Origin of the sequence: Pontibacillus chungwhensis, from assembly GCF_030166655.1 — a bacterium.
Classification (GTDB): Bacteria; Bacillota; Bacilli; order Bacillales; family BH030062; genus Pontibacillus.
The window spans coordinates 3,527,655-3,542,666 of record NZ_CP126446.1; the positions used below are offsets into that span (position 1 = coordinate 3,527,655).

9 protein-coding genes are annotated in these 15,012 nt (G+C 42.1%); 3 read left to right on the forward strand and 6 right to left on the reverse strand.

What is annotated here, in order from left to right:
- Positions 1–73: 73 nt before the first annotated feature.
- From QNI29_RS18185 to QNI29_RS18200, 4 genes are all read right to left on the reverse strand, one after another.
- Entirely contained in the window at positions 74–1,588 is a 1,515-nt protein-coding gene (locus tag QNI29_RS18185) for a glucosaminidase domain-containing protein (RefSeq protein ID WP_231419718.1), read from the reverse strand.
- Between the two features lie 214 nt (positions 1,589–1,802).
- Complete coding sequence (locus tag QNI29_RS18190) at positions 1,803–3,365, reverse strand: phytoene desaturase family protein (protein ID WP_231419719.1); 1,563 nt, start codon at positions 3,363–3,365, stop codon at positions 1,803–1,805.
- Between the two features lie 377 nt (positions 3,366–3,742).
- Positions 3,743–4,792, reverse strand: a complete 1,050-nt coding sequence (locus QNI29_RS18195) for a glycosyltransferase family 4 protein (RefSeq protein ID WP_231419720.1) — start codon at positions 4,790–4,792, stop codon at positions 3,743–3,745.
- Between the two features lie 410 nt (positions 4,793–5,202).
- Positions 5,203–6,426 (reverse strand): N-acetylmuramoyl-L-alanine amidase, encoded by a 1,224-nt coding sequence (locus tag QNI29_RS18200; RefSeq protein ID WP_231419721.1) that lies wholly within the window; start codon positions 6,424–6,426, stop codon positions 5,203–5,205.
- A gap of 371 nt (positions 6,427–6,797) precedes the next feature.
- Between QNI29_RS18200 and secA2 the strand changes: the two genes are divergently transcribed.
- Positions 6,798–9,173, forward strand: a complete 2,376-nt coding sequence (secA2, locus tag QNI29_RS18205) for an accessory Sec system translocase SecA2 (RefSeq protein WP_231419722.1) — start codon at positions 6,798–6,800, stop codon at positions 9,171–9,173.
- A 14-nt stretch (positions 9,174–9,187) separates the two neighbouring features.
- Positions 9,188–10,099, forward strand: coding sequence for an accessory Sec system S-layer assembly protein (locus QNI29_RS18210; protein ID WP_231419723.1), 912 nt, complete (start codon positions 9,188–9,190; stop codon positions 10,097–10,099).
- Positions 10,100–10,197: 98 nt separating this feature from the next.
- Here the strand turns inward: QNI29_RS18210 and QNI29_RS18215 are convergent, their stop codons facing one another.
- The gene (locus QNI29_RS18215) at positions 10,198–10,443 is read right to left on the reverse strand and encodes a ribbon-helix-helix protein, CopG family (protein ID WP_231419724.1); all 246 of its coding nucleotides are present in this window, start codon (positions 10,441–10,443) and stop codon (positions 10,198–10,200) included.
- A 157-nt stretch (positions 10,444–10,600) separates the two neighbouring features.
- On the opposite strand from QNI29_RS18215, the gene QNI29_RS18220 reads away from it, so the two are divergent.
- The gene (locus QNI29_RS18220) at positions 10,601–11,947 is read left to right on the forward strand and encodes a S41 family peptidase (protein ID WP_231419725.1); all 1,347 of its coding nucleotides are present in this window, start codon (positions 10,601–10,603) and stop codon (positions 11,945–11,947) included.
- 354 nt (positions 11,948–12,301) lie between these two features.
- Here QNI29_RS18220 and QNI29_RS18225 read toward each other — a convergent pair whose 3' ends face one another.
- The gene (locus QNI29_RS18225; RefSeq protein WP_231419726.1) at positions 12,302–14,893 is read right to left on the reverse strand and encodes a phosphodiester glycosidase family protein; all 2,592 of its coding nucleotides are present in this window, start codon (positions 14,891–14,893) and stop codon (positions 12,302–12,304) included.
- Positions 14,894–15,012 lie beyond the last annotated feature (119 nt).

Consider the following 15,012-nt stretch of genomic DNA (forward strand, 5'->3'; position numbering starts at 1 on the left):
AAGCTGTCTTAAAATAGGAATGGTAGCAAGGAAAACCTTGCTACCATTTTTTATATCTTATTCTTCTGTAGAATTAGTTAGATTCTGAAGAAGTTTCTACATCTGTTGTGCCTTCCTCTTTATCACTAAAGTCCTTCTCACCTGCTTGAGGCTCTTCCTTTTCTCCAGCATCTGCCACCGGATCCGGTTCCCCTGTTAACAAGTTACGGTCTTTATTTCCTAACCAATTATCAGCACGGTACATATGACCGGCGATCTTTTGACCCCAATACGGATCAGATGCATATTTTACGTTCATACCTTCAGCTTTATTCCCAAGATAGTCCCCATTGGATCTATAGTCTGTACCAATTTCCCCCAGATAATTCTGAGACACAAACTGAGCTGCATATAGGATATTCGCTTCAACGGAAATGAATTTGTCCGCATTCACATAAGGGTTATCGTCACTTGCATTCAAGCCAAAGAAGTTGTTCTTATCCTGCGCAATACGACTTAATCCCCACGCACTTTCGTGGATCGCGTGTGCCATTAAATAAAGGGCGTTCACACCGTATTTCTCTTGTGCTTTCATGAACGCTTCTCCCTGCCCAACAAGAGGGCTATTTGGGGCGTTCTCTTTAATATACTGATCGATATCTTCTGCAGTATAATCCGTTTTTGTTTTTAATGATAACTGGTTAAACATTGGTGTATCTGTATCATTCAGGTGAACAATCCCATCTGGAGTATATACCTTTTCCCCTTCTGCCATGGACTCCGGTGCATCTCCGTAGGTATAGCTCACATAATATCCGTTATAAAATAGGTGGTGAACAAGTTCTCCGTTTTGATTCGTATAATACGACTGTCCATCAATAAACTGAGGAGGAAGCAAATAAACATCAGTTGGCTTTACATACAATACCTCACCTGCCAACCGTACTTTCAGTGAATTTCCTCCCTCAGATCCGATATACTCTAGTTCAGCATCGCTATTCACATACGTAACCGATGAATTTAAATTCTTATCGGCATACAAAATCGTAAACTTCTTCGTACGCGCGAGTCCCTCAGGAATCCATACGACCTCATTGCGATAGAAGATCACTTCACTTCCGTCTTGCAACGCATCAGCTTTTGCTTCAGCAAATGTGTCAAACGACCTTCCATATGTATAAGAATCTTTCCCACTCATCTTAGCAATTTGATAATCTCTCGATACATTGAACGATTTTTTTACTGAGAATTCCATAGGTTTATTTCCTTGTTCAGAACGTAATCCTTGTTTCACGTATAACGTATAAGTTTGGCCCACCGTGTAGTCTTGACTCGGTACGACACGGATCGCCTTCTTATCTTCTGTTTGTTGCAACGTTACGGCGTGGCGCTCCCCGCTTGAGCTATTCTCCACATAAACCTGATCCTTATTTACACTTTCAGGTTTTACTGGTGTATTCAATTGAATCGTCCACACCTTATCCGTCTGTACGTTCATCCTTTTACCCCAATCTTGCCAGGATTGACTAGCCGCCTGCGCAACTTCCGTCATCCCAAAGAACGTAACAAGTAAAACGACACTAAACACCCAAACCATTGCCTTTCTCATCTCGTATGTCCTCCCCGTTTCATAGAATCTACCATCTATTATAAATAGAATAGAGGTAGATTCATAGAGGGCTTTGGAATTTAAGGCAAAATTTGAGAGCTTTTTGTAGAATACTTGAAAAGAATCATCTAAATTCCAGGGAATATTACTGCTTTTTTGACACAGTATTTCCCGGGAAAACCTTTTGTGCGTTTTTTCGACGGTAAAGGGAAATCTAAGTCAATTTATGCGCCAACAAGTACCCTGATGTCGCATTCAATCCTCCACCAGGCCACGTAGCTGCGCCTACCATATATAAATTCTTAATCGGAGTATGATATCTTGAATACCCGGGTACAGGGCGGAACGCATAATTCTGATGAAGATGATGACTCCCGCTCACACTATCTCCCCCAACTAAATTCGGGTTATCCGCCTCTAAATCTCCAGGAGATAGAACGATTTTATGAGATAACACTTCTCTGACATTCGGAGCATAGTGTGCAAGTTTATCCAGGACCCGTTCCGCGTAAGCTTCCTTGATATCCTCCCAGCCCCCAGGTGCAATTTCCCCCAGACTATCTTCCTTAACGCTCGCAGGTAGCGCTCGAACCTGAATCCAGAGGGTATGCTTCCCCTCCGGCGCCCTTGAAGCATCAATGGTTGTAGGTTGACCAACCACGAGCAACGGACTATTTGGCAACACCCCGTTCAGGCTTTGCGTATACGTACGAGACAAATCTTCCACATAAGGGCCAATATGAATGTAAGCAAAATCTCCATATTCTTCACCTGCTTTCCACTCAAGAGGCGAGTCTAATTCGAGGTGAACCATCATGGTACCTGGGCCATACTGATAGTTCTTTGCCTTCTCCACATAAGAGGAATCGATTTTCTTCTGATCAAGCAACCGGGTAATAAGCTGGGTCGGCGTTACATTCCCAATAACCGCTTTCTTCGCATAAGCTATTTCACCTGAAGTAAGCTTAACGCCAACCGCTTTTCCGTCCTCAACAAGGATCTCATCCACATCAGCCCCTGTGCGAACCACTCCTCCCCTCTTTTCAATCCCTTTAATTAAGCTATTCATCAACTGTCCTATTCCACCTCTGGAGAAAGCCATCCCATTGCGCTGATTTAAAACCGACTCAAGAAACGGAAAGACAGCACCGTTTGACACATCCGGTGCAAAGTCCAAATGAAAGCCCCACGGAACTATGAGAGATTTCATCTTCTTCTCCGTAAACCAACGATCTACAAACTCTCGAGGTGATTGAAGCAACTGGCTTCCAAGCTGAAGCAGCCCGCTAATCTTAAAATGACGGTACATCTTCCAAAACTGTTTCCCCGCCTCAAATGAAGGAAGTTCCATTTGCATGAGCGGCATAAAATAAGGAGCGGTCTGATCAAAGTAATCGTTTAACCGAACCCATGAGTCAGCATCCCCTTGAGAAAAAGCAGAAAGGGTTTGATACGTCTTCTCACGATCCTGATAAATCCCAAGCCCCGTCCCATCCGGAAACACACTCGCATAAGGATGATCACTCACAACCGGCTCAAACCCATGCTCTAAAAGCTCCTCCTTATACTCCTCATAAAACTGAGATCCTAAAAACAACCCAATATTCATCGCATACAAATCATGAACAAACCCATTAGCCTCCACCGACTTCGAAGCACCCCCAGGCAAATCCGCCTTCTCAAGCACCAACACCCGAAAGCCCTTCTCAGCCAACATAAAGGCAGAAACCAACCCATTATGCCCACTACCAATCACAACCACATCCACATTCTCCATCCACTCACCCCTCGCTCTTCTTTAATAAGATCTATAACCATACCACCATTAGAGGGATATAAACGTGTATGGGCACATGGATAAGTTTCATGGAGTTATCTTCAATTACGGGATGTTTCTTGGATCTTGTTGAGGAGGGATTTTCTAGCATTGCTTTTTGTTTAGCCATCTTACCGCAAAGGGTGGACGAGGTAACGGCGAGACTCCCGCGGAAAGACGGGATTCCGTGATCCCACAGAGAGCGTAGCGAACGAGGAAGCTCGGGAGAACGTCCGCAGGAAAGCGAGTGTTTTCCCCAACATACCTTCCTCTCACTAAAGCAAACAAAAACGAGCCCACAAAAAAGCACCAGCGCAAAAGTGCGCTGGTGCTAATATTTATCGCTTCGTACGATAATCACGTATTAAATTCAAGATTGGACGGTAATTTTGACTAATTAACCCTGTCACTTCAACCACAAGCTCGATTAAAATGAGCAGCGTAAACAGGACAAATACGGATCCAAACATAGTAGCCTGGGAGAAAATAACCGCCGCTAAGCTAAACAGCGCAGCCATTGCATAAATCATAAGAACCGTCTCAGGATGAGTATATCCTAATCGTAGCAAGCAATGGTGCAAGTGAGATTTATCTGGCGACGATAGCGGTTTGCGTTGAACAAACCTTCTCACAATCGCGAAAATCGTATCAGAAATTGGAACGCCTAGAATAATAACCGGGATAATGAACGAGAATAACGTAATGTTCTTAAAGCCAAGGAGAGATAGAACACTAATAATGAAGCCTAAGAATAAAGCTCCTGTGTCTCCCATAAAGATCTTAGCCGGATAGAAGTTGTAAACAAGAAAGCCTAACGTACTTCCTAGTGTAATCAGACCGACCATGGAAACAAAGATATCGCCCATTGAAATCGCCATACCTGAGATGGTTAACAAAGCAATTGACGATACGCCAGCTGCTAACCCATCAAGACCATCAATTAAATTGATCGCGTTTGTAATCCCTACAATCCAAAGAATCGTAATGGGGATACTAAACCAACCAAACTGGAGAGTATCTCCAAATGGAATGTTGATGTACTCAACTTTCACATTTCCAGCTATAACGACAATAAGAGCAGCCGCAAGCTGACCTGCCATCTTCCACTTTGGCGATAGCTCCTTCATATCATCAAGCACGCCCGTTATGATAATGATCGTGCTTCCGATGATTAGCGGCCAGGTATAAGGTGAATCAGGGTAGAATAGAAGGACGCCTGCGATAAAACTAAGAAATATCGCTAAGCCACCTAAACGTGGCATTAATTTTTGGTGTACTTTTCGTTCATTCGGTTTATCCGTCGCTCCAATTTTAACAGCTAACTTCTTCACAACAGGTGTGATGAGGATTGAAGCAATGAAACATAATAATAAGGCCTTAAACTCCATTTTAAAGACCCTCCTCGGTTCTAGTATGTCCAATTTTGGTGATCACGAAGCAGTTATTACTTTCCAAATTCATGTATATGGTTCTTCATTTCTGTGCAAACTAACAATAGGATTATAACATAACGGGGCTGCGGCTAGAATATCGGATTTACACTTTTATTTACCTTTTTTTGTCGACTCTAAACGACGTTTCTCGAAAGAAGTATGTAAAAGCCTTTGTCGAACGGTAGCAAACATTCCATCTTTTTATTAGACGATCCTTCACCATTATAAGTTTCACCATTTTTAATTATGTATAAAATTCGTTTAGAATCGTTTCATTTATGACTGTCGCGGGTATTAAATTAACTAAGAGCTAATTAAACATAAAAAAAGAAGACACCCTTAACGTATAAGGATGCCTTGTCAGTTTAGTTTACTTCTTCTTCGTAGTAGTCGACAATCCCTTGAGTAATCGCTTGTGCGTAAAGATCACGGTAATGATCTGACGTAAGCTTTTCGTAATCTTCACTGTTTGTAACGAATCCAAGCTCAACTAGAACACTTGGCAATGTATTGTAATGAATGACGTGCCAGTTGTTATCCTTCACACCACGGTCATACATATCTACAACATCGACCAGTTGCCTTTGGATTTTATCAGCTAGAATACGCCCTTCTTCCACATTACTTAACTTCCTTGTATCGTAAAATACTTCAGAACCTTTCGCACTGCGGTAAGCTGCATTCGTGTGAATACTTACAAAGAGATCTCCATTTACTTCTTGCGCATAGTCCACACGTCCTTGAAGCGTCACGAACTTGTCTGAGTCACGCGTCATAATCGGTGTTGCACCTAGCTCTTTCAAACGCTCAGCTACACGCTGGGATACATCTAAATTAATTTCCTTTTCTTGTGTGCCTCGGTCTTGTGCACCTGGATCATGGTCCCCATGTCCAGCATCGATAACAACACGTTGTCCTTCGATAGCTGTACCGCCTTCTTTACGCAGTTTCATATAGGTCTTATGCACATAACCTGTCTTTCCACCATACTCAATTTCTGCCCAGAAACCGTCAAAATCATAAACTTTTACTTTTTCGCCTCGTGAAATCGAACCCATTCTTTCATAATTTGCACTCGGTCCACTACGTACATTTAATATATCCGCTGTGACCGTTCCAGTTGATAAGATCTCTTTCTCTTCAATTGGTTTTTCTTCTGGTTCTTCTGGTTGTTCAGGATCTGGCTTTGTTTGTGGCTTTTCCTCGTACTGTTTAATGCGGAACTTCTTCTTGTACCCTTTTTCCATCTCTTTACCTTGCGCAGATGAAATTTCCTTCTTCACTGAAAGCTGATAGTACTCCTCACTATTGTATCCGTCTTTAGGAGGGTGAATGGTAATCTTCTTCCCATCAGCACTCACGTCAAATGAAGGAGTGTACTGTCCATTGTTTAATGTTCGAACTGAAATGTTATCTTTGACCGTTGCTTCATTAATTGATGTGTTGAATTCAATTGTCCATGTCTTATCTGGTTCTACGTCTGATGCGTCAGGTAATTCTACCCATTCTGTCTCTGCTTGGGCTATTACCGGTGCTAAAAACAAAACAAATAAACTTAGAAGGGTCCCTACGAAATGTCTAGCTGTCATCTAAGTTCCTCCAATTCATGGTTAATCTAGCATAGATGATAGCACGAATAAGAGGGAAAATTCTAGCCTTATTGATAAATTTAGGAAAATTTATGGACTTCTTTACACGTTTGTGTCGTTTTTTACAAATCTTTTATCGAATCCTGTTGAATTTCATATTGTCTTTCACTTAACTTGAAGCTTTTTTAACCTAACGTTTCTATAAAGCTACAAAGCACTCCCTCCCCATCCATTTATTCTCCTAGGAATCTACCATTTTTCCCTGAAAAACCTCTTCCATCCCTGCCAAATCTAGTAAGACCATGGTGAATATCCTGAAATTTCGTGATATACTAATAATCGGTAATTACAGACATTGAGGAGCGTATAGTATGCTTGAGACGATAAAGCAATATTACGGAGATAAGAAGTCAGAGCGTCAGTTAAAAATCTATAAGAAGAATGTCGACACCATTAATGAATGGGAACATAAAATTGAAACCTTAACAGATGAAGAACTTCAACATAAAACTGTTGAATTTAAAGAACGAATAGCAGAAGGAGCTACCGTTGATACCATAAAAGAAGAAGCGTTTGCTGTAGTACGTGAGGCTGCCAAACGTAAATTAGGCATGCGCCATTATGATGTGCAGTTAATCGGCGGACTTGTTTTGCTTGAAGGAAATATCGCTGAAATGATGACGGGAGAAGGAAAAACACTCGTTGCTTCCCTTCCAAGTTATTTACGAGCACTAGAAGGCAAAGGTGTCCACGTTATTACAGTGAACGAATACTTAGCCCAACGTGACCGGGAGTTAATTGGTCCGATCCACGAATTTTTAGGCCTTACGGTTGGCTTAAATATTACCCAGATGTCACCTGAAGAGAAAAAGCAAGCTTATCAGGCAGACATCACCTACGGCATCGGAACAGAGTTTGGCTTTGATTACCTTCGGGATAACATGGCTCAACAACCGGCACAACGCGTTCAGCGCCCCTATCATTATGCCATTGTCGATGAAATTGATAGTGTGCTAGTTGATGAAGCCAAAACCCCGCTTATTATTGCCGGTAAAACAATGGCAAGCCCTCAACTGCACCGCGTTTGTGCAAAGCTCGCCAAATCATTTAAAGCAGAACGAGATTACAACTTCGACGTTACTACAAAGGCTACTAGTCTGACTGAAGATGGAATTACGAAGGTGGAACGTGCCTTTGGTGTAGATAATCTATTTGAATTAGAGCACCAAACGCTTTATCACTATATGATCCAAGGCGTTCGTGCACACGTCATGTTCGAGCGCGACGTGGATTACATTGTTGATGAAGGTCAGGTTAAACTGATCGATATGTTCACAGGACGTATGATGGAAGGGCGCACCCTTTCAGACGGATTACACCAGGCCATCGAAGCCAAGGAAGGCCTTGAAATTACAGAAGAGAACAAGACACAAGCCAACATTACAATCCAAAACTACTTCCGCATGTACCCGATCCTCTCAGGTATGACAGGTACAGCCAAAACGGAAGAGAAGGAATTCCAGCATACGTACAACATGGATGTTATTCAAATTCCTACGAATAAGCCTATCATTCGTCAGGATCTTGAAGATTATATTTATGCTACCAAAGAGCAGAAATATAAAGCCATGCTTGATGATGTGAAAGAACGTCACAGCAATGGGCAACCCATCTTAATTGGTACCACCTCCATTCTTCAGTCTGAGACAGTAGCAAACTATCTTGATGAAGAGAACATTCCTTATGAACTATTGAATGCCAAGAGTGTGGAACAAGAAGTACGCCTAATTTCTCTTGCAGGTCAAAAAGGACAAGTCACAATCGCCACCAACATGGCCGGTCGTGGTACAGACATTATGCTTGGAGAGGGCGCTGCAGAGGCAGGCGGTCTTCACGTCCTAGGTACTGAGCGTCATGAATCTCGTCGTATTGATAATCAGCTAAAGGGGCGCTCCGGTCGCCAGGGTGATCCTGGTTCTACGCAGTTTATCATTTCTATGGAAGATGATATGATGCATCGTTTCGCACAGGAAGAAACCGAACGTAAGATGAAATCATTGAAAACTGATGATACGGGTCTTGTGTTAAATAAAGATATCTATAAGTTTATCGATACAGTACAGCGCATTTCTGAAGGAAGCAACTTTAACATTCGCGAATTCAACCTAAAACTAGACGACGTAATTAACGACCAGCGCGGAGTCATTTATACATTACGTAATCAGTTCTTAGAATCTAAATCTTCTTTAGAACTTGTTCTTCCTTATATCACGGACTACCTTCTTGATGTCGTCGAGAAAGAATGTCCGGAAACCATTGTCCCTGAGAAATGGAACCTTGGTCATTTGGAAACAGAAATTAATCGTGCTGCACCATTAATCGAGACCAATTTAACGGAACAATCCTTCGAAAGCATCGATGATGTGAAGGATTACGTTCAGAAAATCGCAGACGAATATACGACAAAAATTGAAGTCCTTAGTAAAAACATCATGTTACAAAATCGCTTAAAACAAGTTTCTATCGCGGTTATTGACCGACAGTGGATTCGTCACCTTGAGATGATGAACCGTCTGCGTGAAGGAATTGGCATGCGCCAATATCAACAAGAAGACCCTCTTCGCCTTTACCAGAATGAAGGTCTTGATGTGTTCCATCACACAATGTTTGAAGTTAAACGAGAAATGGTTCTTCAACTCTCCCGCTTTGTCCAGGGAATTCGCAATAAAAAGCAAACGAAATCATAAAGGAGGAACCCGTCATGCTAAACTTTTTAAAGCGCAACAAGAAAGATTCAGACAATCAGCATAAGCCTTCCAACGATTCGACTGTTGATGCGGAGGATTTAATTGAAGGGGTAGAATCAGACTCTTCATCGGAAGAAGTAGAGACGGAACTATCTATCAATCCAGATTGGAAGCTTGCTGAAGAAGATGTATATGTCTACCGTTTTATGAACAATGAACACCCGCCATTAAAGCCTAATCAACTTTCATTAGGCGCATTTGAGTTAACGAAAATGGACGACGAGATTGCTGCCGGTGCCTTTGTTCGTAACTCTTTGAATAAGAAGATTACATTTAATGAAACGACTATTCTTTTAATGAAGACAGATGGAACTAAACTCGGACGAAAAGAATTCGATTTATCTAAAGTAGGCGAACTTCCTGCTCGCTCTAGCCGTCCTCACTTATTTATCTTTGACAAGAAGGAATTATTCGTTCCGATTGAGGAAGTACCGACAGAGGACTGGAAGTTAGCATTCGAATTGAAGAAAAGCTCTCAAAAGCATACTCTTGAACTAGAAGAAAGCTGGCAGAAATCCATGGCTAGTGAAGATTTCGAGAAATTAAAAGACTATACAGAGTCCCTCAAACCGCCTAAGCCAGGTGAAGTGAACTTTATGGGGTTAAAAGCTCACCAAACCGATAGCGGAGATCTTCACGTCACGATGTTAATCCGAAACGGAAGTAAAAAAGGCATTCACCTTCAACAGCTACCTCTTCAATTTGAGGATGCAAGTGGCGAAGTTGTAGCCAAGGGTGGCTTTAAGCTAGAAAACTTTGAAGTGTCAGCGAACACTAGTAAACCTTGGACCTTTATCTTCCCGAAAACTATGATTCAAACCTCAGAGTTAGATTTAAGCAAGTGGAAAGCTTATCCGGTTCAGTAACGTCAAAAAGCTGCTTCTCTAAATAAGAGAAGCAGCTTTTTTTGCCGTCAAACCTACTAACGCAGGTTCACTAGTGGTGCTAAGTATAGGGTGAAGCTTTACTTTTGTTGGTCCTTACTCATTTGTTTCGCCTCTTCAAGAGCTTCAATGTTGCTCTTGATTAACTGGTAAACACTTATGTTTGGATTTCCAACGGACTGTTCTGTACTTTCTAGCTGATGAAGAAAGAAGCTAGCAGAAAAAGAAAGAAACGCACTCTTACTAATTCCAAGCTCTTGTGTTTTTTCATCTATTTTGTGAAACAAGTCTTCTTCAACAGAAACACTTATCTTTTTCTTCTTCATAACACCAACCTCCTTCTATTATCATAAGTTTCTGGGTATCTGTTGTAAAGTGTATTCCGACCCGTAACCCTTGATTTCTCCTTACTTGAGCCTCCTAATCATGATATACTAGAAAAAAATAGAAAAGGGAGTTTTTGTTTTGAAATACAGTTTCAGGATGATCATCGCGCTACTTATATCGTTCACAAGTTTCACACTGCTTCCAACTACCATCGACGCTGTTGAGAATGAGAAAGAAATTAAAGATTACATAAAAAATGAATACGTCGATGAAATTGAACCTGAATTACTAGAAAAAGATCTTACTACTATTTTTGAAAGTCTGGATCCTTATTCTACTTATTTTACGAAAGAAGAATTAGAACGATTCAACGATAGTATCAATCAAAAGTTCGTAGGGATTGGGGTCTCTGTTGAAGTACATGATGAAGGAATTCTCATTACTCTGGTCTTCCCAGGGAGCCCAGCTGAAGAAGCAGGAATAGAAGCTGGTGATATCATCCTATCAGCTGATGGCATCTCCCTAAAAGGTAAAGACTCTCAATCTGCTATAACGTATATTACTGGAGCAGCCGGCACCTCTGTTTCCTTAGAGGTCAAGCAACAAGAGCAGACAAAAACCATTTCTCTTACCCGAGAAAAGATCCAACTTCCTGCTGTTACAGGTGAGAAACTCGGCGGCGATATTGGTTATATCCGTTTAAACACCTTCAGTCCTCAAACATTCTTACAGCTCAGATCCGTTTCCAAAGAAATGGATGACGTCAATCATTGGATCCTTGACGTTCGCAATAACCCTGGTGGTTACTTAAGCGCGGCTCAACAGGTGCTCGGTGTTTTTCCAGATGTGAAAACAGCCATGCATGCTGAATTTAGGGACATGGATTTCACGTATAAAGCTCAGAACCTTTTCTATAAGCTAGAGGAACCTGCCTCACTCTTAATCAATGAAAATAGCGCAAGTGCATCTGAAATTGTAGCCGGCTCCTTACAAGACTATAACGCAGCCACGTTATATGGTACGACCACATACGGAAAAGGCTTAATGCAACAAGTGAAGCAGTTCGCTGATGGCAGTGGTGTAAAACTATCAACAGCACGCTTTTTCACACCTGATTACAATGTGATCAACAGTAAAGGCATCTCACCAGACGTAGAAACATCCACTCCACTAGAAGATGCCCACACAGACGCTTTAGAACAATTTAAGTACCAAACATTTGATGAAGATACCGTAGCCTCAGACAAGACGTTTGTGATCCATACAAACGCCCCTGCAACTCCAAAAGAGTTCAAAGAATCGATTCACTTCTTTAAACTTGGTGGCAGTGATCTTCCGTTTACCATCACGGCGGAAGACGAAGATACGTTCATGTTAGATCCTAAAGAAGACCTTGAAGTAGACAGCGAATACACACTCATGATCCACCCAGGATGGACAAGTACTTCAGGTGAAACTTCTGAAAAAGGTGTCATCCAGCCAATTACAGTGGAAAATGAATAAGATGAACTCGATAGACGTAAAGCACCCTTGCCGGGGTGCTTTTTTTCTGGCTATTGGGTTCTTTTTCTAGACGTTCTGGATTGCATTCTCGTCATGGTCTTTTGTTTTCTAGACATCAGAGACAGTTTTCTCGACGTGCTCTCTCGTTTTCTAGACTTCAGAGACAGCTTTCTCGACGTGCTCTCTCGTTTTCTAGACTTCAGAGGCAGCTTTCTCGACGTGCTCTCTCATTTTCTAGACATCAGAGACAGTTTTCTCGACGTCCTCCCCCGCCTCCTACAGGAAGAAGCATCCCCCTCCACAACAAAAAAGCCCAGCGCCTATAAGCGCTGGGCCATCCCTAAACCAACTTCATTAATCTACCTGAAAGATCTTTTCAACCGGATCTTTCATCTTCGTTCCTGTGGAAGATTTCACTCCATCGGTTACTTTCAATTTATAGAACTGGTTACCTTTATAATCACTTTCTGGAGCATCTACGTACACTTTCGTACGATCGTTGCTCAGGCGAACCTCTATGCCTTCTACTTTGTTTCCGTTGTGATCGACAACGTATACGGTGTCTTCAGAAACAGAGGAAGAAAGTAGGGTTGTATTAAATGTTACTTTCCACTCTTTGCTATCTCGAACAAATTCATAATCGACTGGATCCTCAACGCTTGTATCCTCAGAGTCGTCATAAGCAGCACGAAGTCTGTCTAAGAAGATCATTCCCCAGTCTTTATTGTTCTCATCGGTCTCTGCAACATAGATGCGGGTCAGAGATAATGGCAGCGGTGCAGAGTCTGGAACTTCAGCCTGGACGTATTTCCATCCGTTCCAGTCCAATTCTCCTTCTTCTGTAAAGCTAATCGTCACCGTTTCCCCATTCCCATCTTGGAGCTTACCACGTAGCCAGTGATCTTTTCCGTCTCCATAAACCCACATTCCAATATGATTTGGACGGCCATCAATGGCGATTGGATCTTTTCGGATGATATAAGAAGCCGCTATGCCTTCATCACCTGTTGCGAAATTGTATTCAAAGCGCATGGAATGGTCGCCTGCTGCAACAGGCTCAAAACCTTCACTCAAACGATTTGTTCCTCTTGCTCGGATCGAGTCAAAGTACCACGCAGAGTTGCTCGTAAATCCATCTAAAATCTGTTCATTTCCTCCTATTGTTACAGAGGACTTGTAACTGCGTCCGTTCAGTTTTGCAACAACAGAACCTGTAGCCGGCTCGTCGTTCGTTGAAAGTACGCCATCTTGATTAATCTTGCCAATGGATCCTTCTGTTGCCCACTCTACTGTAGTCGGGTCAAAGATTAGTTTTTCATTGTCTAGATAAGCATCAGCTGTAAACGATTGTTTTCTATCGGTTCCAAGCTTAATACCTTGTGGTGAGATATCGAAACGATCCGCTTCTTCTACCACTTCAACTGGCAGTGTTTTCGTAGCTGTGCCGTATTCAACCACAACAGCCCCTTTACCTGCCTGCTCAGCGATAAAGGTATTCCCTTTCATTTGACCAATATTGCCTTCTACTGAGTAGGTAACCTTATCCTGATCAATCGAGATCGGATAGTAATACTGGTCTAACAGGGAATCCGCCTTAACCTGAATGGATGAGCCAGCCAGGATTTTACCTTCCTGCACTTTATGGGCACGAAGGTGCGTCGGCTCTCCGTCAGTTGCCGTATTTACGGCATGAAGAGTCGTTGATACAGAACGTTGCCAACCGTCTGATGGTGAGTTTATTACGCTCGGTAATGTGTTTCCAAATTGACGAACAGCCATCGTGGTGGAACCGCCGCCATCTAGATTCATAGCTTGATAGATTCCTTTGTCATCAAGGTAGTTCGCAAATTCTGTAAGAGTCATCCCGTCACTGTACCCATTTTGACGGCCATCAACGGTTACAAAATAAACTTTCGAGCCGTCTTTATTTGTTCCAACAGCTGTCCGTGGATGGCGCTGATTGGCACGATAGCTATCTTCGTTCATCGAAATATCTACCCGGCCATTTTGTACAAGCATCGGGCCGCTTCCAAGCATATACTGAGTATCCTTCCAAGCAGATGGTATATCAATGCTTAAGGAAAGCTTGTCCCCTACTTTAATATCGCTATAGCGCTTAGATAATGTGCCCCCCTGAATCGATAAGACAAAACCATCATCCGGAACTCTTGTACGCCCTTCTTCACCATAAGGACGGATATCTGTTACTTTACCTGTTACTTGCTCGCCGAAATCGACTTCCTTACTATCTAACGGCTTGTCTAACCCAGCTACCGTAACTTCAATGCCGTATTTATTCGATTTGGTCCAATCGAAGCGGTAAGATGGGGTGTAGACAATAATCTCGCCTTCTTCACGATCTTTGTTAACAGAATCAACCTTTACAGTATCTCCGTCATGTTCAAATTCCGTTTTAAAATAAAACTCCCCAACTTGAGCGTTCCCGTTGTCATCCATACCGAACGCTGTTGGAATGCTCATATATCCATTTGCATCTTCAGAAATCGCACCCAAGTTAAAGATGGACTGATTTTCTGAAACTAAATAAGCTGGTAAGGCATTATTTGTGTGGAAGAAAGATCCGTTGATCGAACCAAGCACACGATTCCCTTCCTTACTAATACTCTTCGCCTGTGTAGTCACAGGACTGAGTGATGGGAACGGAACTGGATAATTCATCTGAACCGTATTATAGGATCTTGATACGTCCACTTCTAAAATATTCGCTGTTTCTTCTAAATAACCAGAATCCATTTGTTCTTTTCTATGCGTCACGCCCGGAGCTACTGTGTTGTCTTCTTTCACTTCATAACTTGCAGCAGACACACTTCGCTCCGAAGTCCCGTCTAGCAATGGTAGATTGTACGCTGTTCCAACGATCGTAAAGATCATCATTAAAGAAAGAACGCGAACAGACCACTGCTGTACTGTACCTTTATGTAACATTCGTCTCCCCCTTATGTATATGCCTAAAAACAAACTACTAAAATTATACAGTTTAGTCATACCTTTTCTCAATAGACTAATGTAGGATTTTCATAGATTTTGACGAATAAAGGAAGCGA

Bases quoted from the DNA above. Each gene is read 5' to 3' on its own strand.
- QNI29_RS18215 (WP_231419724.1), bottom strand. From the start codon at position 10,443: ATGAAGAAGAAAAAGATAAGTGTTTCTGTTGAAGAAGACTTGTTTCAC.
- QNI29_RS18195 (WP_231419720.1), bottom strand. From the start codon at position 4,792: ATGGAGTTTAAGGCCTTATTATTATGTTTCATTGCTTCAATCCTCATC.
- QNI29_RS18190 (WP_231419719.1), bottom strand. From the start codon at position 3,365: ATGGAGAATGTGGATGTGGTTGTGATTGGTAGTGGGCATAATGGGTTG.
- QNI29_RS18220 (WP_231419725.1), top strand. From the start codon at position 10,601: ATGATCATCGCGCTACTTATATCGTTCACAAGTTTCACACTGCTTCCA.
- QNI29_RS18225 (WP_231419726.1), bottom strand. From the start codon at position 14,893: ATGTTACATAAAGGTACAGTACAGCAGTGGTCTGTTCGCGTTCTTTCT.
- QNI29_RS18210 (WP_231419723.1), top strand. From the start codon at position 9,188: ATGCTAAACTTTTTAAAGCGCAACAAGAAAGATTCAGACAATCAGCAT.
- QNI29_RS18200 (WP_231419721.1), bottom strand. From the start codon at position 6,426: ATGACAGCTAGACATTTCGTAGGGACCCTTCTAAGTTTATTTGTTTTG.
- secA2 (WP_231419722.1), top strand. From the start codon at position 6,798: ATGCTTGAGACGATAAAGCAATATTACGGAGATAAGAAGTCAGAGCGT.
- QNI29_RS18185 (WP_231419718.1), bottom strand. From the start codon at position 1,588: ATGAGAAAGGCAATGGTTTGGGTGTTTAGTGTCGTTTTACTTGTTACG.